The following is a 21,113-nucleotide window of genomic DNA, read 5'->3' as shown; positions in this document are numbered from 1 at the left end:
CTATGCTGGATGCATTGCGCCCCATTTATCTGGACTATGCCGCGACCACCCCGGTGGACCCGCGGGTGGCCGAGAAAATGGCCGCTTGCCTGACGCTGGAGGGCAATTTCGCCAATCCGGCGTCACGCTCGCATATCTTCGGCTGGCGTGCCGAAGAGGCGGTTGAGCTGGGGCGGCGCCAGATTGCTGACCTGGTCGGTGCGGATCCACGCGAAATCATCTGGACATCCGGTGCGACCGAGTCGGATAACCTGGCCATCAAAGGCCTGGCCCGCGCCCGCGCCCAGCGCGGGCGACATATCATTACCTCGCAGATTGAACACAAAGCCGTGCTCGACAGCTGCAAGCAACTCGAGCTGGAAGGCTTTGAGGTGACCTACCTGCAGCCGGACACAGAGGGTCTGATTCAGCCTGAGCAATTGCGCGCTGCACTGCGTGACGACACCCTGTTGGTGTCGCTGATGCACGTCAACAATGAAATCGGCACCATCAATGACATCGCGGCACTCGGTGAAATTGCCCACGCCGCTGGCGCCATCATGCATGTGGATGCGGCTCAGTCGACGGGCAAGTTGCCCATCGACCTTCGCAGCCTCCCGGTTGACTTGATGTCCTTCTGCGCGCACAAGACCTATGGTCCCAAGGGTATTGGTGCGCTCTTTGTGCGGCGTGACCCGCAGCTCAAGCTGGAGGCATTGATCCATGGTGGTGGACACGAGCGCGGCATGCGCTCCGGCACGCTGGCGACCCATCAGATTGTCGGCATGGGCGAGGCCTTTGCTCTGGCGGGCCAGCAGATGCAGCAGGACGATGCGCACATTCGCGCCCTGCGCCAACGCTTGCTCGACGGCTTGTCCGGTCTTTCTGGTGTCAGCCTGAATGGCAGTGATCAGCAGCGCATCCCGCATAACCTGAATCTGGCCTTTGCTGGCGTGGATGGTGAGCTGCTGTTGCTGGCGCTCAAGGATCTGGCGCTGTCCTCCGGTTCGGCCTGCAACTCGGCCTCGGTTGAACCTTCCTTCGTGCTGCGTGCCATAGGCATACCTGATGCCCTAGCTCACAGCTCGCTGCGCCTGTCGATCGGCCGCTTCAGTCAGGCTGCTGAAATGGATGCGGCCGCAGGCATTCTGGTCGAGGTGGTAACGCGGTTGCGTCAGACGGCTTGAGCGGGTGCGGCATTCAGGCGGTTCTGCCGTAATGACTTTGGCTGCAACCTGCGTATAATCGGCAAGTTAACCTTTCTTGTTGTCTTTATTGATCTATCACTGCCCATTGGAGAGTTTCATGGCCGTAGAACGTACCCTGTCCATCATCAAGCCCGACGCCGTTGCCAAAAACGTTGTTGGCCAGATCATCAGCCGCTTTGAGCAGGCCGGTCTGCGCGTTGTCGCAGCCAAGATGGTTCAGCTGTCCCAGTCCGATGCCGAAGGCTTTTACGCTGAACACAGTGCGCGCCCGTTCTTCAAGGATCTGGTTGGTTTCATGACTTCTGGTCCGGTTGTTGTTCAGGTGCTGGAAGGTGAGGGTGCGGTTCTGAAGAACCGTGAGCTGATGGGCGCAACCAACCCTAAGGAAGCCGCTGCCGGTACCATTCGCGCAGACTTCGCTGAGTCAATCGACGCCAATGCAGTTCACGGCTCCGACTCCGCAGCCTCGGCCGCCCGTGAAGTAGCCTACTTCTTTGCTGAAACTGACCTCTGCCCCCGCGGCTGATGCGTTTCTCGACACCAACCAAGTGATGTGACCGCCATGACCGATACAACCGGCAAGATCAATCTGCTGGGACTGACACAGCCGAAAATGGAAGCCTTCTTCGAGAGTCTTGGGGAAAAACGTTTCCGTGCTGGACAGGTCATGAAGTGGATCCATCATTTTGGTGTCGATCGCTTTGAAGATATGACCAATGTCGGCAAGGCGTTGCGCGAGAAGCTCGACGCCTGTGCCGAGATTCGACCACCCGAGGTGGTCAGTGAAGATATCTCCAAGGATGGCACCCGCAAGTGGGTGATACGCGTTGCTTCAGGCAGTTGCGTAGAGACGGTTTATATTCCACAGAATGGCCGCGGGACGCTGTGCGTATCCTCGCAGGCTGGCTGTGCGCTGGATTGCAGCTTTTGCTCTACCGGCAAACAAGGATTCAATAGTGACCTGACCGTAGCCGAGATCATTGGTCAGGTCTGGGTTGCCAACAAGTCCTTCGGGACCATTCCGGCCAAGTCCGACCGCGCCATCACCAACGTGGTGATGATGGGTATGGGGGAGCCGCTGCTGAACTTTGATAACGTTGTCGATGCCATGCTGCTGATGATGGATGACCTGGGTTACGGTATTTCCAAGCGCAAGGTAACCCTGTCTACCTCCGGCGTAGTGCCGATGATCGAGCGTCTGGGTGAGATCACCGATGTGGCCCTGGCGCTGTCGCTGCACGCGCCGAACAATGCGTTGCGCAACCAACTGGTTCCGCTGAACAAGAAATACCCGCTGGAAGTGCTGTTGCCGGCCTGCAACCGTTATATCGCACGCCTTGGCGAGAAGCGCGTACTGACCATCGAGTACACCCTGATCAAGGATGTCAACGATCAGCCTGAGCAGGCGGAAGAGATGATCGAGCTGCTGCGCTCAACGCCCTGCAAGATTAACCTGATTCCTTTTAATCCCTTTCCGCATTCGGGCTATGAGCGCCCCAGCAATAACAGCATCCGGCGCTTTCAGGACATGCTGCACAAGGCTGGCTATCAGGTGACCGTACGCACCACGCGTGGTGAGGACATCGACGCCGCCTGTGGCCAGTTGGTAGGGCAGGTCATGGATCGTACGCGTCGCAGTGAGCGTTACATCGCCTTGCGTGAACTTCCCGTGGACGAGGTCGTTGAACTGTCTGCCTCTGTCCAGGACAGGTAATTCCCAACCAAGGATTGATTGAGATGAACAGAACAAGACTCGCCACCAGCCTGATCTGCCTGCTGATACTGACCGGCTGCGTAACGACGACCGATCAGCCGAGTCGCAAGACGGATCCGAATGCGGCGCGTGATGCCTACATCCAGTTGGGTATCGGTTACATGCAGCAGGGCGAGACAGAAAGCGCCAAATCACCCCTGAGCGAGGCGTTAAAGCTCGATCCGCGCTCAGCCTCGGCACATATCGCGCTGGCTCAGGTGTTTGCCCAGGAAGGTGAGTACACCGCTGCTGAACGACATTTTCGTTCCGCTTTGGCCAGTGAGCCGAACAACCCCCGTGTTTTGAACAACTTTGGGGTGTTTCTGCTTAACCAGGAGCGCTACCCGGAAGCCCTGCAGCAGTTCGAGGCGGCGGTTGAAGATAATCTTTATGGAGAGCGTTCCAGGGTGTTTGCCAATATTGGCCTGACCCATGCGCGTATGGGCAATACAGCTGAGGCGCGCAGCAGCTTCGAACGTTCGTTACGTCTCAACAGCCGACAGCCCATGCCGCTGTTGGAGTTGGCGAGAATTGAATTTGCCGAGCAGAATTATGTGCCGGCCTGGGATTACTACCTCAGTTTTACCCGAATGTCCGGTCAGGATGCCAGCAGCCTGTGGCTGGGCGTACAGCTGGCACGACGTTTTGAGGATCACAACCGCGCGGCCAGTTATGCCCTGCAGTTACGGCGACTTTACCCTGCCAGCCCGGAAGCGGCGGCCTTGAGTGCCTCGGAATAAGCATGACAGTTGATCAGCAGCACAATATCGACAAAGAACCGGTTAACCCTCCAGTAAATCCTGGTAAGGCCTTGCGTGCAGAGCGTGAGAAGCGTGAGCTGTCGGTTGCTGATGCCGCCGCCAGTCTGCGTTTGCCAGTCAAGACCCTTGAGCATATTGAGGCGGGCCGATTTGAGAGGTTGCCAGGCATAACCTTCTCTAGGGGTTATGTCCGCAGTTATGCCCGCCTGTTGGGTCTGGATGCCAACAGATTGGTTTTGGAGTTCGATCAGTTCGCGGGTGCCGAAGAGCGAGAAGGTAAGGTCGGTGCCATAGATACCCTGAACAAACCAGTACGTCGTGGCCTGCACTTTACCCGCATGGGCAGCCTGCTGGTGGTATTGGCTGTTATTGCTTCCGGTGTGCTCTGGTGGCATGAAAGCCGGATGGCTCAGCCGGTCCCGGAGCGTGTCGATCAGGTGGTGCAAACTATCGAAGAGGTGAAGGTTGATGCATCGCCCATGCCCTTGGCCATTCAGGGTGAGGTTGCGCTGCCATTGACCCCTGTCGCTGACAATGACTCCGACAGCCTGTCTGAGCCGACTGCCGAAGCGGCTCCCGCTGAGGCCGAGCCTGAATCCGCAGTTGTGCCTGAAACCCAAGTGCAAGCTCCAGTGTCCGCGCCGACGTCAAACGACGGGCTGAGCATGCAGTTCAGCGCGAGTTGCTGGGTCGAGATTACGGCGGCTGATGGTCGAGTACTGCACAGTGCACTGATGCAGCCCGGTCAGGAATTGCAGATGCCTGCCAGCGGCCCTGTGGAGGTGCTTGTCGGTGCAATCGAGTCGGTATCTCGTTTCCACTATCAGGGCCAGCCAGTCACTATACCGTCATCAAATCGGTCCGGCGTTGTGCGCCTGCGACTGGGCCAGTAGGGAGTCAGTCAATGCACCATGCTTCTCCGATAAAGCGCCGGGTGTCCCGGCAGATTCGTGTCGGCTCGGTGCTGGTGGGTGGTGATGCGCCTATATCAGTGCAGAGCATGACCAATACGGAAACCTGTGATGTAGCGGCAACCGTGGCGCAAATCAACCAATTGCAGGCTGCGGGTGCCGATATTGTTCGCGTTTCGGTTCCCAGCATGCAGGCTGCCGAAGCCTTCGGTGAAATCCGTCGGCTGGTCAGTCTGCCGTTGGTAGCTGACATTCACTTTGATTACAAGATTGCCCTGCGCGTCGCCGAGCTGGGTGTGGATTGCCTGCGCATCAACCCCGGCAATATTGGCCGGGAAGACCGTGTTAGGGCGGTGGTGGATGCGGCCAGATACCATGGCATTCCAATTCGCATCGGTGTGAACGCCGGTTCATTGGAAAAGGATCTGCAAAAGAAATACGGTGAGCCAACGCCCGAGGCGCTGGTTGAGTCAGCCCTGCGTCATGTTGCTTACCTGGACAAGCTGGATTTTCAGGACTTCAAGGTCAGCGTCAAGGCATCTGATGTGTTCATGGCCGTTGGCGCGTACCGCTTGCTTGCCGCACAGATCGAGCAGCCCCTGCATTTGGGTATTACCGAGGCGGGTGCATTGCGTTCAGGTACGGTGAAGTCTGCTGTTGGCCTGGGCATGCTGTTGGCTGAAGGGATAGGCGATACAATCCGTATCTCCTTGGCGGCTGACCCGGTTGAAGAGATCAAGGTTGGCTTTGATCTGCTCAAGTCCCTGCATTTGCGCTCGCGTGGCATCAACTTTATTGCCTGTCCCAGCTGCTCACGACAGAACTTCGATGTCATCAAGACCATGAATGAACTTGAAGCGCGGCTTGAAGATGTGGTCACGCCGCTGGATGTGGCGGTGATAGGCTGCGTGGTCAATGGCCCCGGCGAGGCCAAGGAGGCGGATATCGGTTTAGCTGGTGGCACGCCGAACAACCTGATCTATGTCGGTGGGACGCCCGATCAGAAGGTCGACAATCTGCAGTTGGTCGATACCCTCGAGCGGCTGATTCGTGACAAAATTGCGGCAAAACAGGCGCTGGACGCCAATACCATCGCCCGTGGATGAATAAGGAAAGACCCTGTTGAAAACCCTGCAAGCCGTGCGCGGCATGAACGATATTCTGCCCGCCCACAGCGCCCTGTGGCAGTACCTTGAGCGAAGCATTGCGGATCTGCTGGGCCGCTATGGCTACCAGCAAGTACGTATGCCGATTGTCGAGTCGACCGAGTTGTTCAAGCGCTCGATCGGCGAGGTGACCGACATCGTTGAAAAGGAAATGTACACCTTTGCCGACCGTAACGGTGATTCGCTGACCCTGCGTCCGGAAGGCACTGCAGGCTGTGTGCGGGCCATGCTTGAGCATGGATTGACCGGTGGCGGTGTCAGTCAGAAGGTCTGGTATGCCGGTCCCATGTTTCGTCATGAGCGTCCGCAGAAAGGTCGCTATCGCCAGTTCAATCAGATCGGTGTGGAAACCTTCAATATTGCCGGTCCGGATATTGATGCCGAGCTGATCATTCTGACCTGGCGCCTTTGGCAGCAATTGGGTCTGCGCGAGGCTGTCACACTGGAATTGAACAGCTTGGGTAGCAGTGAAGACCGGGCCCGTTATCGTGCTGATCTGGTTGACTACCTGCGCGCACGTTTTGATCAGCTGGACGAGGACAGCCAGCGTCGCCTCGATTCCAACCCGCTGCGCGTTCTTGACAGCAAGAATCCTCAGACCCAGGCCCTGCTGCAGGACGCGCCGAAGCTAGCGGACTATCTGAATGAACAAGCGGTTGCGCATTTTCAGGGGCTGCGTGCCCTGCTCGACGCGGCAGGCGTCCCCTATGTGCTTAACCCCCGGCTGGTCCGAGGGCTGGATTATTACGGGTTGACAGTGTTCGAATGGACAACCGACAGGTTGGGTGCCCAGGGTACCGTTTGTGCTGGCGGCCGCTACGATGGTTTGGTTGAGCAGTTGGGTGGCAAGCCAACGCCGGCAGTTGGCTTTGCCATGGGTATCGAAAGACTGTTGCTGTTAATCGAAACCCTCGGTAAGGTGCCGGCTGAATTGGCCAATCAGGTGGATGTCTACCTGGTTACCCTGGGGCCGGGAGCCGTGTTGGCGGGCTTCCGTCTGGCTGAAACCCTGCGTGACGCCTTGCCTGATCTGCGACTGGTAGTGCATTGTGGCGGCGGCAGTTTCAAAAGCCAGTTCAAGAAGGCTGACAAGTCTGGTGCGCGCTTTGCCCTGATTCTGGGTGAAGAGGAAGCGCTGGCTGAGCAGGTCGGCCTGAAGCCGTTACGCACGGATGGCGAACAGAAAAATATTGCCTGGCAGGACGTGCCAGCGCAGCTAAAACAAGTGTTGTGAGCGGAACGCAAGCCACTATCGATACGGCAAGGAGTGTAGGGTGACTTACCAGACAGAAGAAGAACAGGTTCAGAGAATCAAGGATCTCTGGAGTAGCCATGGCGTTCCGTTGTTGACCGGGGTGGTACTGGCCCTGGCGGGTGTATTCGGTTGGCAGGGCTGGAATAACTACCAGGAAGCCCAGGCGGCCAACGCCTCGGCGCTTTACCAGAATATGCTGGAGACCATGCTCAGCGATCAAAGCGAGGAAGCCAAGGCGCGCAGTGCCGAGCTGGCAGCGCAGATCCGCAGTGATTATGCCGGTACCCGTTACGCCGATTTTGCCGGCTTGATGCAGGCGCGTCTGGCGGTTGAGGGCGGTGATCTGGCCAGTGCTGAGCAGGTCTTGAGCGAACTGGTCGAGAGCCGTACCGATGCGGTTATGAATGAAGTTGCCCGTCAGCGCCTGGCCCGTATTCTGGCCGCGCAGGAGCGTGCCGAAGAAGGGCTGAAGCTGTTCGTGCAGCCGGTGACGGGTCCTTTGCTGGCTGGCCGTGAAGAAGTGCGTGGTGACCTGCTTCTGGGACTGGGTCGGGTAGAGGAGGCGCGCGCAGCTTACCAGGCGGCAATTGATGCCCTGGAAGATCCGCGTCAGCGCCCACAATTGCAGTTAAAGCTGGATGATCTGGCGGAGGAAGTCTAGTGAACCTGACGTTGCGTTTTCTTGCTGTGGGTATGTCAGCCCTGATGATTCTGGGTTGTAGTGGTTCCGGCAAGAAGGAGTTGCCTCCCGCCGAACTGGAAAAGTTTGAAGCCGAGGCTGAGCTGGAACGCAGTTGGAGTCGCAACATTGGTAGCGGGCAGGGCAAGCTGTTTAACAGCCTCGTGCCGCAGCTTGATGGTCTGACTCTGTATGCTGCCGATGATCGTGGCCGGGTTGTTGCCATGGCGCGCGATACCGGCGATATCAAATGGCAAGTGCGCTTGAAAGAACGCCTGTCCGGGGCTGTCGGCGCCGGTGGCGGACGAGTCATGGTCGGTACTCTGGACGGTGAAGTCATTGTCTTGAGTGAAGAGGACGGCAGTGAGCAGTGGCGCGCGCAGCTGTCCAGTGAAGTGCTGGCACCCCCACAGACCAACGGTGACGTTGTCGTGGTGCAAACCCAGGACGACAAGCTGACAGCACTGGATATCAGCAATGGCGAGCAACGCTGGATTTACGAGTCGACCTTGCCGGTGCTTACTGTGCGTGGTCACAGTGCGCCAATCGTGAATGTGCGCCGGGTCTATGCAGGTCTGGCCAGTGGACGTGTGGTGGCGTTGGCTGCCGATACCGGTTTACCCATCTGGGAGCAACGTGTGGCACAGCCGCAGGGTCGTTCCGAATTGGAGCGGATGGTCGATATCGACGGGCGTCTGCTGCTCGAGGGCGATACCCTGTATGTCGCTACCTTTCAGGGCAGCATGACGGCACTTGATGCCGAGTCCGGTAATCTGCGCTGGCAGCGCGACGCGTCCAGTTACAGTGGCCCGGCGAGTGGTTTTGGCAACATTTATCTGAGCCATGCAGATGGCAAGGTCGAAGCGGTTGAAAGTGGTCGTGCCACGCCCCTGTGGACCAACGAATCACTGCTGCGCCGCAGTCTGACGGCGCCGGTTGCCTTCAGCAGCTATGTAGCAGTGGCCGACTATGAAGGTTATGTGCACTTGCTGGCGCAAACCGATGGGCGCCTGGTTGCACGCATCCGGGTAGACCGCAAGGGTGTCAGAGCCCCGCCTATTACCGCAGGCGATACGCTGTATGTTTATGGTAACAGCGGCAATCTGGTTGCCCTGAAGCTGCGCTGACGCCAGCCAGCTATACTATGCCGGCCGCTGCCCGTTGATTCAGGCGCAGCGGCATTGTTGTTTATTGCACGGACGTCCGTGCGCGGAGTGATCATGGTTCCTGTTATTGCCCTGGTGGGCCGGCCCAACGTCGGTAAATCCACCCTGTTCAACCGTCTGACCAAAAGTCGTGACGCTATTGTGGCCGACGTGGCCGGTTTGACCCGTGATCGCCAATACGGTGAAGCGGTATGGCAGGGCAAGCCCTTTATCGTGGTCGATACCGGTGGTCTGACCGGTGACGAGCAGGGTCTGGACATGATCATGGCTGGCCAGTCGCTGCAGGCCATCGAAGAAGCCGATGCGGTGCTCTTTCTGGTTGATGCCCGTGCCGGTCGTACCGCCGGTGATGAGCAGATTGCCGAGCACCTGCGCAAGCGGAACAAACATACTTATCTGATTGCCAACAAGATTGATGGTGCTGATCAGGATTCCATCCACGGCGAATTTTCCAAGCTGGGTATTGGTGATCCGATCGGCATTGCCGCCGCCCACGGCCGCAATATCAACCCGATGCTGGAGCAGGTGCTGGGTGAGCATGGCCTGCTGACACTGTTGGCCGAGGCTGAAGCTGGCGAGCGCATGGTTGTCGAGGCCATCGGCACCAAGATTGCTGTGATCGGTCGACCCAATGTCGGCAAATCAACGCTGGTCAATCGCATGCTGGGTGAAGACCGCGTGGTGGTCTTCGATCAGGCGGGTACCACCCGCGACAGTATTTACATCCCCTACGAACGTCACGACAAACCCTACACCCTGATTGATACCGCTGGTGTACGGCGACGCGGCAAGGTCTTTGAAGCAATCGAGAAATTCTCGGTGATCAAGACGCTGCAGGCAATTCAGGACGCCAACGTGGTGATCTTTGTGGTCGATGCCCGCGATGGCATCGTCGAGCAGGATCTGCACCTGTTGGGGTTTGTGCTGGATGCCGGGCGCGCATTGGTGATTGCCGTCAACAAATGGGACGGCATGGATGAGCGCGAGAAGGACTTCGTCAAGATCGAGCTGCAGCGCCGACTGATCTTTACCCAGTTTGCCGATCTGCATTTTATCTCCGCACTGCATGGCAGTGGCGTAGGGCTGCTTTACAAGTCAGTGGACAAGGCTTATGCCAGTGCCATGACCAAAGTACCGACCAATCGTATGACACAGATTTTGGAAGATGCCGTTGCGGACCACCAGCCGCCGCTGGTCAAGGGTCGCAGGATTAAGCTGCGTTATGCCCACCTGGGTGGCTCGAACCCGCCGATTATCGTGATTCACGGCAATCAGGTGGACGATGTGCCACGCTCCTATACGCGCTACTTGGAAAATACTTTCCGTAAGGTGTTGAAGCTGGCTGGCACGCCGATTCGGGTGGAGTACAAGTCGGGTGATAACCCCTTTGCCGATCGTAAGAACACCTTGACTGATCGCCAGGTGAACAAGAAGCGCCGGTTGATGAGCCACCACAAGAAGGCTGAGAAGAAGCGCAAGGACAAGCGCTGAGGCAGGGCCCCAGCGCTTTGGGCAGTATCAGTCCATGCTGGGGTAGTCGGTGTAACCTTCTGCGCCGCCGCCATACAGGGTGGCGGGATTGATCTGATTCCAGGCGGCACCGGCTGCCACACGCTGGGCCAGATCCGGGTTGGCAATATACGGACGACCAAAGGCGATCAGGTCGGCCAGACCGGATTCCAGCGCCTTGGCGCCGCTCTCTGCATCCATGCCGCCGCACAGGATCAAGGTGCCTTTGTAGATGTCGCGCAGTGCCACCAGCAGGTCGTCAAACCCCTCATATATGCCACCTATCCAGTCCGGTTTGTTGACGTGCAGGTAGGCCAGGTTGCGGCTGTTCAATTGGTTAAGCAGATAGGTGAAGGTTTCCAGCGGATTGGAATCGTTCACATCGTTAAAGGAGCCCATCGGCGAAATGCGGATGCCGACCTTGCCACTGTCACCGGTGGCCGCGACCACCGCATCGACTACCTCAAGGACCAGACGAGCACGGTTTTCCACGCTGCCACCGTAGGCATCGGTGCGCTGGTTGCTGTTTGAGCAGAGGAACTGGTCAAGCAGGTAACCGTTTGCCGCATGCACTTCAACCCCGTCAAAGCCGGCTGCCAGTGCGTTGCGTGTGCCCTGGGCGTAGGCTTCAACAATGCCGGGCAGTTCATTGGATTCCAGTGCCCTCGGCATGGCGCAGGCGGCCTTGTGATGGCTGCCATCGGCTTCCTGCACATAGCACTCGGCCTTGGCTTGAATCGCCGAGGGCGCAACCGGTGCCACGCCATTTGGCTGAAGCAGCGGATGTGAGATACGGCCTACATGCCAGAGCTGCAGAATGATTTTGCCGCCCGCCGCATGGACACCCTCGGTGGTCAGTTTCCAGCCTTCAATCTGCTCTGCGCTGTGAATGCCGGGGCTCCAGGCATAGCCCTGACCTTCCGGGCAGATCTGACTGGCTTCGCTGATAATCACCCCGGCATTGGCGCGCTGGGTGTAATACTCGGCATTCAGGGCGTGGGGAATGTTACCCGGTTGTTTGGCACGCTGGCGGGTCAATGGGGCCATGACCATGCGGTTGGCCAGAGACAGTGAACCCAGTTGAACCGGTTGTAGCAGAGAATGCTCGGACATGCTGTTAACTCCAGGAAGAGATATTGATCAGAGGGTACTGACAGTGCATGTCATTATGGGGGTCGCATTCATAATGACAAGTACGTACGATATCGACAGTCACTTACTTTAAGGTAACCAATTATGCTGCCTGTTGAGAGCGTACAAGCCGAATCGAAGCGTCTGGTTCAGGGCGACAAGGTCTATAACACGCCGATTGAAGTGACCCTTGAGGTGATCGGGGGGAAGTGGAAGTCGGTGTTGGTGTATCACATCCTTCAGCAGCCATTGCGCTTTTCCGAGCTGAAAAGATTGGTTCCGGATATTACCGAGAAGATGCTCACTCAGCAGTTGCGCGAACTCGAGCGTAACGGCGTAATAAGTCGCACGGTTTTTGCCGAAGTACCACCGCGGGTTGAGTACCGGATTACCGAGCATGGCAGTAGCCTACAGCCGGTGCTCGAAGCCATGTGTCTTTGGGGTCGCGGTCACTGGCAGCGCAGTGGCGAGTGACGGGGCGCCGGTTGTCGGGCACCCCGATCAGGCTCAGGCAGCCTGCACTTCGGCTTGACGCAAGGCCCGGTTCAGGGCGCTGAATAGCGCACGAAAACTGGCGGTGGTGAGGTTCTCGTCAATACCGACACCGTGCAACGGCTTGCCCTGGCCCAGGCGGATTTCGATGTAAGCGGCGGCTTTGGCCTGGGTGCCAGAGCCAATTGCGTGCTCGTGATAATCCATGATTTCAACCGCCATGGGCAGGCAGGCGACCAGGGCTTCCAGTGGGCCCTTTCCGATACCACGCCAATGCTGCGTGGTGCCGTCATCCTGAATCTCCAGGTCAACGGCGCTGGTACCATTATCTTCCTGCAGGCGATGGCGAACCAGCGTATAGGGATGGCAGGCCTTCAGGTATTCCTTGTCGAGCAACTCAAAAATCTGCCGAGCGCTCATTTCCAGACCCAAGCGGTCAGTTTCAGACTGCACAACCTGACTGAATTCGATCTGCATGCGCCGTGGCAGACTGATGCCGTATTCCTGTTCGAGCAAATAGGTAATGCCGCCCTTGCCGGACTGGCTGTTGACGCGGATCACCGCCTCATAGCTGCGGCCGATATCGGCCGGATCAATCGGCAGGTAGGGTACTTCCCAGCGTGCATCTGGCGCCTGCTGGGCAAAGCCCTTGCGGATGGCATCCTGATGCGAACCGGAAAAGGCGGTATGCACCAGATCACCTACATAAGGATGCCGCGGGTGCACCGGCAACTGATTGCACTCTTCGACCACTTTGCGCACCGCGTCGATATCCGAAAAGTCCAGACCCGGATGCAGGCCCTGGGTGTACATGTTCAAGGCCAGGGTAACCAGATCGACGTTGCCGGTACGTTCGCCGTTACCAAACAGGCAGCCCTCGACCCGGTCGGCACCGGCCAGCAGTCCGAGCTCGGTGGCGGCAACACCGGTGCCGCGGTCGTTGTGGGTATGCAGGCTGACCAGCACGCTGTCACGGCGACTGATATGGCGGCAGAACCACTCGATCTGATCGGCATAGATATTCGGCGTCGAGACCTCAACGGTGGCCGGCAAATTGAGAATCGCCTTGTGCTCTGGCGTTGGTTGCCAGATGTCGAGAACGGCATCACAGACCTCAACGGCAAAGGGCAGCTCGGTTGAGGTGAAGATCTCAGGGGAGTACTGGAAGGTCCACTCGGTCTGCGGCTGCGCTGCGGCCAGATCGCGAATCAGGGTGGCGGCCTTGACCGCGATATCCACTACGCCGGCCTTGTCTTGATTGAAGACGATACGGCGAAAGCTCGGCGCTGTGGCGTTGTATACATGCACGATGGCGCGCTTGGCGCCGCGCAGGGACTCGAAGGTGCGGGTAATCAGGTCGGCACGGGCCTGGGTCAGCACCTGTATGGTCACATCGTCAGGGATATGGCCGTCTTCGATCAGCGTGCGGACAAAATCAAAATCGGTCTGCGAAGCCGAGGGGAAGGCCACTTCGATCTGCTTGACGCCGACCTTGACCAGCGTCTGAAAGAAACGCAGTTTTTTTGCCGGATCCATGGGCTCGATCAGCGACTGGTTGCCATCACGCAGGTCAGAACTGGCCCAGAAGGGGACCTGGGTTATGGTCTTCGACGGCCAGGTGCGGTCGGGGATATCGACGGGCGTGAAGGCGCGGTATTTGCGCGATGGGTCGCTGAGCATGCTCATGGCGTGTCCTCGAATGGCATCTTGTGGATGCGGGTATTAAATGGGGTTTTGTTGCAGTAAAGGTAGGATTGTTCGGTATTTATTGCAACAGTGGTTTTTAATTTGGCAGAAATGCATATTTATAGAAGGTTTACGGCATTAAATAGCGCGCAATTGGGCAGGGTATGCATCCGATTGCGCAAAACAGCTCAGGGCATAAAGGCGCCAATAAAGATTGCCGGGTCCACGCGCACATTGTTCAGACTGACGTTCCAGTGCAGATGCGGCCCGGTGGCACGACCGGTAGCACCGACCTTGCCGAGCACCTGACCGCGATCCAGCTCATCGCCGACCTGCACGTCAATCTCGGAAAGATGACAGAACATGCTGATCAGGCCCTGACCATGGTCAACGAACACTGTCTTGCCATTGAAGAAGTAATCACCAACCAGAATCACTTCGCCGGCCGCCGGGGCGCGTATCGGGGTGCCACTGGGTACGGCAAAGTCCAGGCCGGAATGTGGATTGCGCTCTTCGCCATTGAAAAAGCGGCGCAAACCAAAGGCGCTGGACAGTCGCCCGTCTACGGGTCGGTCGAGCATGAGATTGCTGGGCTGACGCGGACTGAAACGCCGGTAGGCGGTCAGTTGTTCCTCGAGCTCGCGGGCGATCCGACGCTGATGGGCCGGGTCCGGAGTGACGTGCTGCTGGTTGCGCAGGGTGATGTGTTGGGCCGGGTAGTGGCGGTCGCCGACCTCAAAGGCCAGTCGGCTGCCGTCATCCAGCTCGATATGCTGGGTGCCGACTGCGGTGCCGAGTGGAATGCCGGTAATGGCAATCCAGCGCTTGCCCTCTTCGCGGATCACCAGCACCGGCTGATCCTGAAAGCGTGCGCGGGGTGCGCTTGCCTGCTCCGGCAGGCCGATCACAGCAACACCGCCCGGGACCGGCTTGTTCAGCAGGCGGGTGATAAAACCTTCGGCCTGCGCAGGCAGACCAAGGCACAGAAACAGCAGGCTGATAAGCAGGGTAGCGGGGCGGATCATCGAGTCTTTAGTCCAGAAGTGACAGAGTATGGGGTTGGCCGTCCGGGTCGTCGACCCGGAGGCTCAGGCGGCCTTCTGCAAGGCGTGCCTCCAGGCGCTGGCCGGGTTGCGTGTCCTGACTGCGGCGAACGGCGCGACCCTGGCCATCCAGCAGGATGCTGTAACCACGGCCGAGGGTTGCCAGCGGGCTGATCAGGTGCATGTTCTGCACCAGGGCTTCAAAGCGTGTTTTACGCTGCCGCAGGCTGTGCTGGATCGCGCGTGGCAAGCGCTCTTGGTAGTGTTGCAGGCGCTGGCGCAACAGCGCCAGTTGCTGGCCCGGATGGCGTGCCTGCAAGCGTGCCTGCAGACGCTCATGGCGTTGCTGCAATAGCCTGAGCTGTTGCCGAAGGCTGCGCTGCAGGCGCAACTCCAGATCGTCCAGGCGTTGCGCCTGTTGCGCCAGGCGTTGCCCAGGGTGGCGTAGACGTCGGCGCAGACTCTCCAGTCGCAGGTGTTCGCGGGCCAGGCGCTCGCGCAGGCGTTGCTGCAGCTGGCGTTGGGCGCGAGTGACCTGGGCCAGCATGACCTGCTGGTCCGGGCTCAGGAGTTCAGCAGCGGCGGAGGGCGTCGGTGCGCGCACATCGGCGACGAAGTCGCAGATGGATACATCGGTTTCGTGACCAACCGCACTGACCGTCGGTGTCTTGCAGGCAAACAGGGCGCGGGCCACCTGTTCCTCGTTGAAGGGCCAGAGGTCTTCCAGTGAGCCGCCGCCACGGGCCAGGATCAGGGCATCAAAACCACCGCGATCAGCCAGCTGCAGCGCACGCACAATCTGCGGCGCGGCGTCACGACCCTGCACCGCAGTCGGCACAATAAACAACTCGATAAAGGGTGCGCGTCGGCCGAAGACGCTGATGATGTCGCGTACCGCCGCACCACTGGGCGAGGTAATCACGGCAATCCGCCGTGCCTGAGTCGGCAAGGTACGCTTGCGCTCAGTGGCAAACAGGCCTTCATCCTGCAGCCTGGCTTTGAGCGCATCAAAGGCCTGGCGCAGCGCGCCATCCCCGGCTGCTTCAAGGCTGTCGACGATCAGTTGGTAGTCGCCGCGGCCTTCATACAGGCTGACCCGGCCTCGCACGCTGACCTGCAGGCCGTCCCGCAGATCAAGGCGCACGCGGCTGGCATGTTGACGGAAAAAGGCGCAGCGGATCTGTGCCTTGCTGTCCTTCAGGCTGAAATACAGATGGCCCGAGGACGGGCGTGCCAGATTCGACAGCTCGCCCTCGACCCAGACCTGCGGAAACACATCCTCCAGCAGGCTGCGGGCGCGGGCGTTAAGTTGGCTGACGCTGAGGATCTCGCGCTCGGCAGTCAGGCGTTGGAACAGGGTCTGATCAGTCATTGGCGCATCTTAGCCTGTGTCGGGCTGAGAGGGGAGTGCTGAATAATTGCCGTGGACTGATGATACTGATTGAGCCGGACCGGTGCGGCAGGTATAATGACGCGCTTCCATTTTCCCGCTCGGGAGCCCCTGCGATGCTGCGAATTAGCCAAGAAGCCCTTACCTTTGATGATGTTCTGCTGGTGCCCGGATACTCCGAGGTATTGCCCAAGGACGTCAGTCTGAAGACCCGGCTGACCCGCCAGATCCATTTGAATATTCCCCTGCTGTCCGCCGCCATGGACACCGTCACCGAAGCGCGCCTGGCGATTGCCATGGCCCAGGAAGGTGGCATGGGCATTATTCACAAGAACATGACCATCGAGCAGCAGGCGGCCGAAGTACGCAAGGTCAAGCGCTATGAGTCCGGTGTGGTGCGTGATCCGATCACCATTGACGCTGACGCCACGGTCGGTGAGCTGTTCGACCTGACCCGGCAGAACAACATTTCCGGTGTGCCGGTGATGTACAACGGCAATCTGATCGGCATCGTTACCTCCCGTGATGTGCGCTTCGAAACCCAGATGACCGCCCGTGTGCGTGATGTCATGACGCCCAAGGAACGCCTGGTTACGGTCAAGGAAGGCGCCGACATGCAGGAAGTGCGCAAGTTGCTGCACAAGCACCGCATCGAGCGCGTGCTGATCGTCGATGACAGCTTCCGTCTGCGCGGCATGATGACCGTCAACGATATTGAAAAAGCCCGTGCCTATCCGCTGGCCAGCAAGGACGAGCAGGGTCGTCTGCGCGTGGGTGCGGCGGTCGGTACCGGCGCAGAAACCGAAGAGCGGATTGCTGCGCTGGCCGCCGCCGGTGTTGACGTGATCATTGTCGACACCGCCCACGGCCACTCCAAGGGCGTGATCGACCGCGTGCGTTGGGCCAAACAGCACTTCCCCGAGATCCAGGTGATTGGCGGCAACATCGCCACCGGCGCCGCTGCCCGCGCGCTGGTCGAGGCCGGTGCCGATGGCGTCAAGGTCGGTATTGGCCCCGGCTCCATCTGTACCACACGTATTGTTGCCGGTGTCGGCGTGCCGCAGATGTCAGCGATTGCCGACGTAGCTGCAGCACTCAAGGATACCGATGTGCCCTTGGTAGCCGATGGCGGCATTCGCTTCTCCGGCGATCTGGCCAAGGCCATTGCCGCCGGTGCCTCGGTGGTCATGATGGGCTCCATGTTCGCCGGTACCGAAGAGGCCCCCGGTGAGGTCGAGCTGTTCCAGGGGCGTTCCTACAAGGCTTACCGTGGCATGGGTTCGCTGGGTGCCATGGCGCAGAATCAGGGTTCGTCTGATCGCTACTTCCAGGATTCCAGCGCCGGTGCCGAGAAGCTCGTGCCCGAGGGTATCGAAGGCCGCGTCCCGTACAAGGGGCCGCTGGCGGCGATTATTCACCAGTTGATGGGTGGCTTGCGTGCCTCCATGGGCTACACCGGCTGCGCCAGTATTGATGAGATGCGCACCAAGCCGGAATTCGTGCGCATTACTGGCGCGGGTATGAGTGAGTCGCACGTTCACGACGTACAGATCACCAAGGAAGCACCGAACTATAGGGTCGGCTGAGCGTTGCTCATCCGACCAGCTACAAGCTGAAAGCTGCAAGCCGCAAGTTGATATGGCCCGTTCTTGTGGCTTGCAGCTTTTGGCTTGTAGCTTAACTTTTCCAGAGGAACCCCCATGTCCCAAGACATTCACGCCCACCGTATCCTGATTCTGGACTTCGGTTCGCAGTACACCCAGCTGATCGCCCGCCGGGTGCGCGAAATCGGTGTGTACTGTGAAATCCACCCCTGGGATATGGATGCAGAGGCCATTCGTGCCTTTGCCCCGCGCGGTATTGTGCTGGCCGGCGGACCTGAGTCGGTGACCATGGAAGACACCCCGCGCGCGCCGCAACTGGTGTTTGAGTTGGGGGTTCCAGTACTGGGTATCTGTTACGGCATGCAGACCATGTCCGAGCAGTTGGGCGGTAAGGTCGAGGGCTCCGAGGAGCGCGAGTTCGGTTATGCGCGGGTTGATATTGTCGGCAAGAGCAACTTCCTGGCCGGTATCGAGGACCATGTGGATGCCGATGGCGTGTTGTCCTTGGACGTCTGGATGAGTCATGGCGACAAGGTTATCCGTATGCCGGAGGGCTTCCACATACTGGCCAGCACACCGAGCTGCCCGATTGCGGCCATGGGTGACGAGGTGCGGCATTTTTACGGTGTACAGTTCCATCCCGAGGTGACCCATACCAAGCAGGGTCAGCGCATTCTGTCGCGTTTTATTCTGGAACTGTGCGGCTGTGAGGCGCTGTGGACGCCGTCCAATATTGTCGAGGACGCGATTGCCACGGTGCGCGCGCAAGTGGGTGATGCCAAGGTCCTGCTGGGCTTGTCTGGCGGGGTCGATTCGTCAGTTGTAGCGGCGCTGCTGCACAAGGCTATCGGTGATCAGTTGACCTGTGTGTTTGTCGACAACGGCCTGCTGCGCCTGCATGAGGGTGAGCAGGTGATGGCCATGTTTGCCGAGAACATGGGTGTCAAGGTCATCCGCGCCAACGCGGAGGACAAGTTCCTTTCGCGTCTGCTCGGCGTCACTGATCCCGAAGAAAAGCGCAAGATCATCGGCCGCACCTTTATCGAAGTATTTGACGAAGAAGCCACCAAGCTGCAGGGCGTGAAGTTTCTGGCCCAGGGCACCATCTACCCGGATGTGATCGAGTCGGCTGGCGCCAAGACCGGCAAGGCCCATGTGATCAAGTCGCACCATAATGTCGGCGGTCTGCCGGATGACATGCAGTTCGAGCTGGTCGAGCCGTTGCGTGAACTGTTCAAGGATGAGGTGCGCAAACTCGGTCTGGAGCTGGGACTGCCCTATGACATGGTCTACCGTCATCCCTTCCCGGGTCCCGGTCTGGGCGTCCGTATCCTCGCCGAAGTGCGCAAGGAGTACGCCGATATTCTGCGCCGTGCCGATTTCATCTTTATCGAAGAGCTGCGCAAGGCTGATCTGTATCACAAGACCAGCCAGGCCTTCGCCGTTTTCCTGCCGGTCAAGTCGGTGGGTGTGGTCGGTGATGGTCGTCGCTATGAGTGGGTAATTGCCCTGCGTGCAGTGGAAACCATCGACTTCATGACCGCGCGCTGGGCGCACCTGCCCTACGAGTTCCTGGAGCTGGTTTCCAACCGTATCATCAATGAAATTTCCGGTGTGTCGCGGGTAACCTACGATATTTCCAGCAAGCCGCCAGCGACCATTGAGTGGGAGTGAGTTCATAGAGGCTGCAGGTTTCTGGCCTGCAGGTACCAGCGGTGTTTCAAGAAATGGTGGCTTTTGCCACCATTTTTTTATGACCAGAGTTTGGTTGCGATACCTTAACCTGTTGCTTCTATTTCCCTTTTATAGTTAGCCGTTTCGATCAAGCTGATGAGATGTTCTCAGCTTCCTCAGGTTGTCAGTTAAATCAAGTCGATGATTGCAGTAGCGTGATTTGCTATTGATGCAGGTTGTATAAATCCGGTAAAACCCTGTAATATTAATGATAATTAATATCATTCAATATCTGATCAGGGAGTGTTTTCATGGCTGTTCATCATAAGCTCAGCGTAATGGCGGTTTCATTGTCCGCTGCCTTATTCCTGGCAGGCTGCAATAACGACGCGGCTGCCACTGATTCGGCTGCACCAGCACAGACTGAGCCAGCTAGCCAGGCGGTCGACAGCAGGGCTGATCAGGTGGTTCAGCCAACAGCTGTAATTGCCCACTATGCTGATCTCGCGCACGCTGTTTTTGCTGATGCGTTGGCAACAGCCAAGGCGCTCGATGCCGCTACCGATGCGTTGATTGCCGAGCCTTCGGAAGCCAACCTGGTGGCAGCTCGGCAGGCCTGGATTGAGGCGCGTGTTCCCTATCAGCAATCTGAGGTATTCCGTTTCGGCAACCCGGTGGTGGACGATTGGGAAGGGCAGTTGAATGCCTGGCCTCTGGATGAAGGTCTGATCGACTATGTCGCGGCTGAGGGCTATCAACATGAGCTGGGCAACGAGGGCGCAACCGCCAATATCATTGGCAGTTCAAGTCTGACCATGGGTGGTGAGCAACTGGATGTGTCTCAGTTGAATGCAGACCTGCTGGCCAGCCTGAACGAAGTGGGCGGATCCGAAGCCAATGTAGCGACGGGTTATCACGCCATCGAGTTCCTGCTCTGGGGTCAGGATTTACAGGGCTACCAGCGCGGTGCCGGTGAGCGTCCGTATACCGACTATGTGGTTGGTGAGGCGTGCACCCAGGGTAACTGTGAGCGCCGTGGTGACTATTTGAATGCCGCGACTGATCTGCTGGTCAGTGATCTGCAGTGGATGGTCGAGCAGTGGTCGGCAGAGGGCGATGATAATTACCGAGCAGAATTGCTGGCGCTGCCGGTTGAGGACGCCGTTCAGCGCATGTTGTTTGGCATGGGCTCGTTGTCCCTTGGCGAGTTGGCCGGGGAACGTATGATAGTGGCGTTGGAAGCCAACTCCTACGAAGACGAGCATGACTGCTTCAGCGACAATACCCACAACTCCCATTACTACAATGGAAAGGGCATTCAAAACGTTTATCTTGGGCAATTCCTGCGTTCAGATGGCAGCGAGCTGAAGGGGCCATCCCTGGCCGATCTGGTGGCTATCCAGGATGCCGAACTGAATGCGCGCCTGCGCGCTGAGCTGGAAGCGTCGATGACTGCCCTGGGCGCCATCAAAGCCGCCGCCGAGCAGGAAGACCAGCCGGTCTTCTTCGACATGATGATTGCGCCTGAAAACTCCGAGGGCGCGGCGTTGATTGATCAGGCCATCGCCGCACTGGTAGGGCAGACGGCTTCGATCGAGCAAGTGGCTGGACTACTCGGAGTGGAGGCATTGCAGCCTGATGATGCCGGCCACGCCTTCTGAGTTGTCTTTTCGCTAAGCTGCAAGAAGCCCGGCTGCGCCGGGCTT

At 58.6% G+C, this 21,113-nt stretch carries 18 protein-coding genes; 14 read left to right on the top strand and 4 right to left on the bottom strand.

The features are described 5' to 3' along the window. Positions 1-2 precede the first annotated feature (2 nt). The 10 genes from AC27HQ_RS00800 (at position 3) to der (ending at position 10,369) form a co-directional block, all read left to right on the top strand. Positions 3-1,166 (top strand): IscS subfamily cysteine desulfurase, encoded by a 1,164-nt coding sequence (locus AC27HQ_RS00800; protein ID WP_487153913.1) that lies wholly within the window; start codon positions 3-5, stop codon positions 1,164-1,166. A gap of 118 nt (positions 1,167-1,284) precedes the next feature. Further along, positions 1,285-1,713 (top strand): nucleoside-diphosphate kinase, encoded by a 429-nt coding sequence (gene ndk / locus AC27HQ_RS00795; RefSeq protein ID WP_487153912.1) that lies wholly within the window; start codon positions 1,285-1,287, stop codon positions 1,711-1,713. Between the two features lie 36 nt (positions 1,714-1,749). Further along, positions 1,750-2,901 carry a dual-specificity RNA methyltransferase RlmN gene (gene rlmN, locus AC27HQ_RS00790; protein ID WP_487153911.1) on the top strand — a complete coding sequence of 384 codons (1,152 nt, stop codon included), beginning with the start codon at positions 1,750-1,752 and terminating at the stop codon, positions 2,899-2,901. A gap of 23 nt (positions 2,902-2,924) precedes the next feature. Continuing rightward, positions 2,925-3,680, top strand: a complete 756-nt coding sequence (pilW, locus tag AC27HQ_RS00785) for a type IV pilus biogenesis/stability protein PilW (protein WP_487153910.1) — start codon at positions 2,925-2,927, stop codon at positions 3,678-3,680. Positions 3,681-3,682: 2 nt separating this feature from the next. Then, positions 3,683-4,594: a RodZ domain-containing protein gene (locus tag AC27HQ_RS00780; protein ID WP_487153909.1), complete on the top strand. Its 912-nt coding sequence runs from the start codon at positions 3,683-3,685 to the stop codon at positions 4,592-4,594. An 11-nt stretch (positions 4,595-4,605) separates the two neighbouring features. After that, positions 4,606-5,718 carry a flavodoxin-dependent (E)-4-hydroxy-3-methylbut-2-enyl-diphosphate synthase gene (ispG, locus tag AC27HQ_RS00775; protein WP_487153908.1) on the top strand — a complete coding sequence of 371 codons (1,113 nt, stop codon included), beginning with the start codon at positions 4,606-4,608 and terminating at the stop codon, positions 5,716-5,718. 13 nt (positions 5,719-5,731) lie between these two features. Then, complete coding sequence (hisS, locus tag AC27HQ_RS00770) at positions 5,732-7,012, top strand: histidine--tRNA ligase (RefSeq protein WP_487154186.1); 1,281 nt, start codon at positions 5,732-5,734, stop codon at positions 7,010-7,012. Positions 7,013-7,052: 40 nt separating this feature from the next. Further along, on the top strand, positions 7,053-7,694 hold the full coding sequence (locus tag AC27HQ_RS00765) for a YfgM family protein (RefSeq protein ID WP_487153907.1): 642 nt from the start codon (positions 7,053-7,055) through the stop codon (positions 7,692-7,694). Further along, entirely contained in the window at positions 7,694-8,839 is a 1,146-nt protein-coding gene (bamB, locus tag AC27HQ_RS00760) for an outer membrane protein assembly factor BamB (RefSeq protein WP_487153906.1), read from the top strand. The genes AC27HQ_RS00765 and bamB overlap by 1 nt, the downstream gene beginning before the upstream one ends. A gap of 93 nt (positions 8,840-8,932) precedes the next feature. Beyond that, complete coding sequence (der, locus tag AC27HQ_RS00755) at positions 8,933-10,369, top strand: ribosome biogenesis GTPase Der (protein WP_487153905.1); 1,437 nt, start codon at positions 8,933-8,935, stop codon at positions 10,367-10,369. Positions 10,370-10,396: 27 nt separating this feature from the next. On the opposite strand, the gene AC27HQ_RS00750 is transcribed toward der, so the two are convergent. Beyond that, entirely contained in the window at positions 10,397-11,500 is a 1,104-nt protein-coding gene (locus AC27HQ_RS00750) for an alkene reductase (protein WP_487153904.1), read from the bottom strand. A 123-nt stretch (positions 11,501-11,623) separates the two neighbouring features. Here AC27HQ_RS00750 and AC27HQ_RS00745 point away from each other — a divergent pair, with 123 nt between their 5' ends. After that, the gene (locus AC27HQ_RS00745; RefSeq protein WP_487153903.1) at positions 11,624-11,992 is read left to right on the top strand and encodes a winged helix-turn-helix transcriptional regulator; all 369 of its coding nucleotides are present in this window, start codon (positions 11,624-11,626) and stop codon (positions 11,990-11,992) included. Between the two features lie 33 nt (positions 11,993-12,025). Here AC27HQ_RS00745 and leuA read toward each other — a convergent pair whose 3' ends face one another. The 3 genes from leuA to xseA all read right to left on the bottom strand — a co-directional run bounded on the left by leuA (position 12,026) and on the right by xseA (position 16,111). Further along, the gene (gene leuA / locus AC27HQ_RS00740) at positions 12,026-13,696 is read right to left on the bottom strand and encodes a 2-isopropylmalate synthase (protein ID WP_487153902.1); all 1,671 of its coding nucleotides are present in this window, start codon (positions 13,694-13,696) and stop codon (positions 12,026-12,028) included. A gap of 188 nt (positions 13,697-13,884) precedes the next feature. Then, positions 13,885-14,721 (bottom strand): peptidoglycan DD-metalloendopeptidase family protein, encoded by an 837-nt coding sequence (locus AC27HQ_RS00735; RefSeq protein WP_487153901.1) that lies wholly within the window; start codon positions 14,719-14,721, stop codon positions 13,885-13,887. Positions 14,722-14,728: 7 nt separating this feature from the next. Next, a complete protein-coding gene (gene xseA / locus AC27HQ_RS00730) occupies positions 14,729-16,111 on the bottom strand; it encodes an exodeoxyribonuclease VII large subunit (protein ID WP_487153900.1) in 1,383 nt (460 codons plus the stop codon). A 134-nt stretch (positions 16,112-16,245) separates the two neighbouring features. On the opposite strand from xseA, the gene guaB reads away from it, so the two are divergent. The 3 genes from guaB to AC27HQ_RS00715 all read left to right on the top strand — a co-directional run bounded on the left by guaB (position 16,246) and on the right by AC27HQ_RS00715 (position 21,068). Further along, a complete protein-coding gene (gene guaB, locus AC27HQ_RS00725; protein WP_487153899.1) occupies positions 16,246-17,715 on the top strand; it encodes an IMP dehydrogenase in 1,470 nt (489 codons plus the stop codon). A 114-nt stretch (positions 17,716-17,829) separates the two neighbouring features. Continuing rightward, a complete protein-coding gene (gene guaA, locus AC27HQ_RS00720) occupies positions 17,830-19,407 on the top strand; it encodes a glutamine-hydrolyzing GMP synthase (RefSeq protein ID WP_487153898.1) in 1,578 nt (525 codons plus the stop codon). 311 nt (positions 19,408-19,718) lie between these two features. Further along, a complete protein-coding gene (locus tag AC27HQ_RS00715) occupies positions 19,719-21,068 on the top strand; it encodes an imelysin family protein (RefSeq protein WP_487153897.1) in 1,350 nt (449 codons plus the stop codon). The last annotated feature ends 45 nt before the right edge of the window (positions 21,069-21,113 follow it).

It is taken from the genome of Halopseudomonas sp. 4NH20-0008 (genome assembly GCF_057548395.1).
This window is presented reverse-complemented; position numbering and strand designations above follow the sequence as displayed.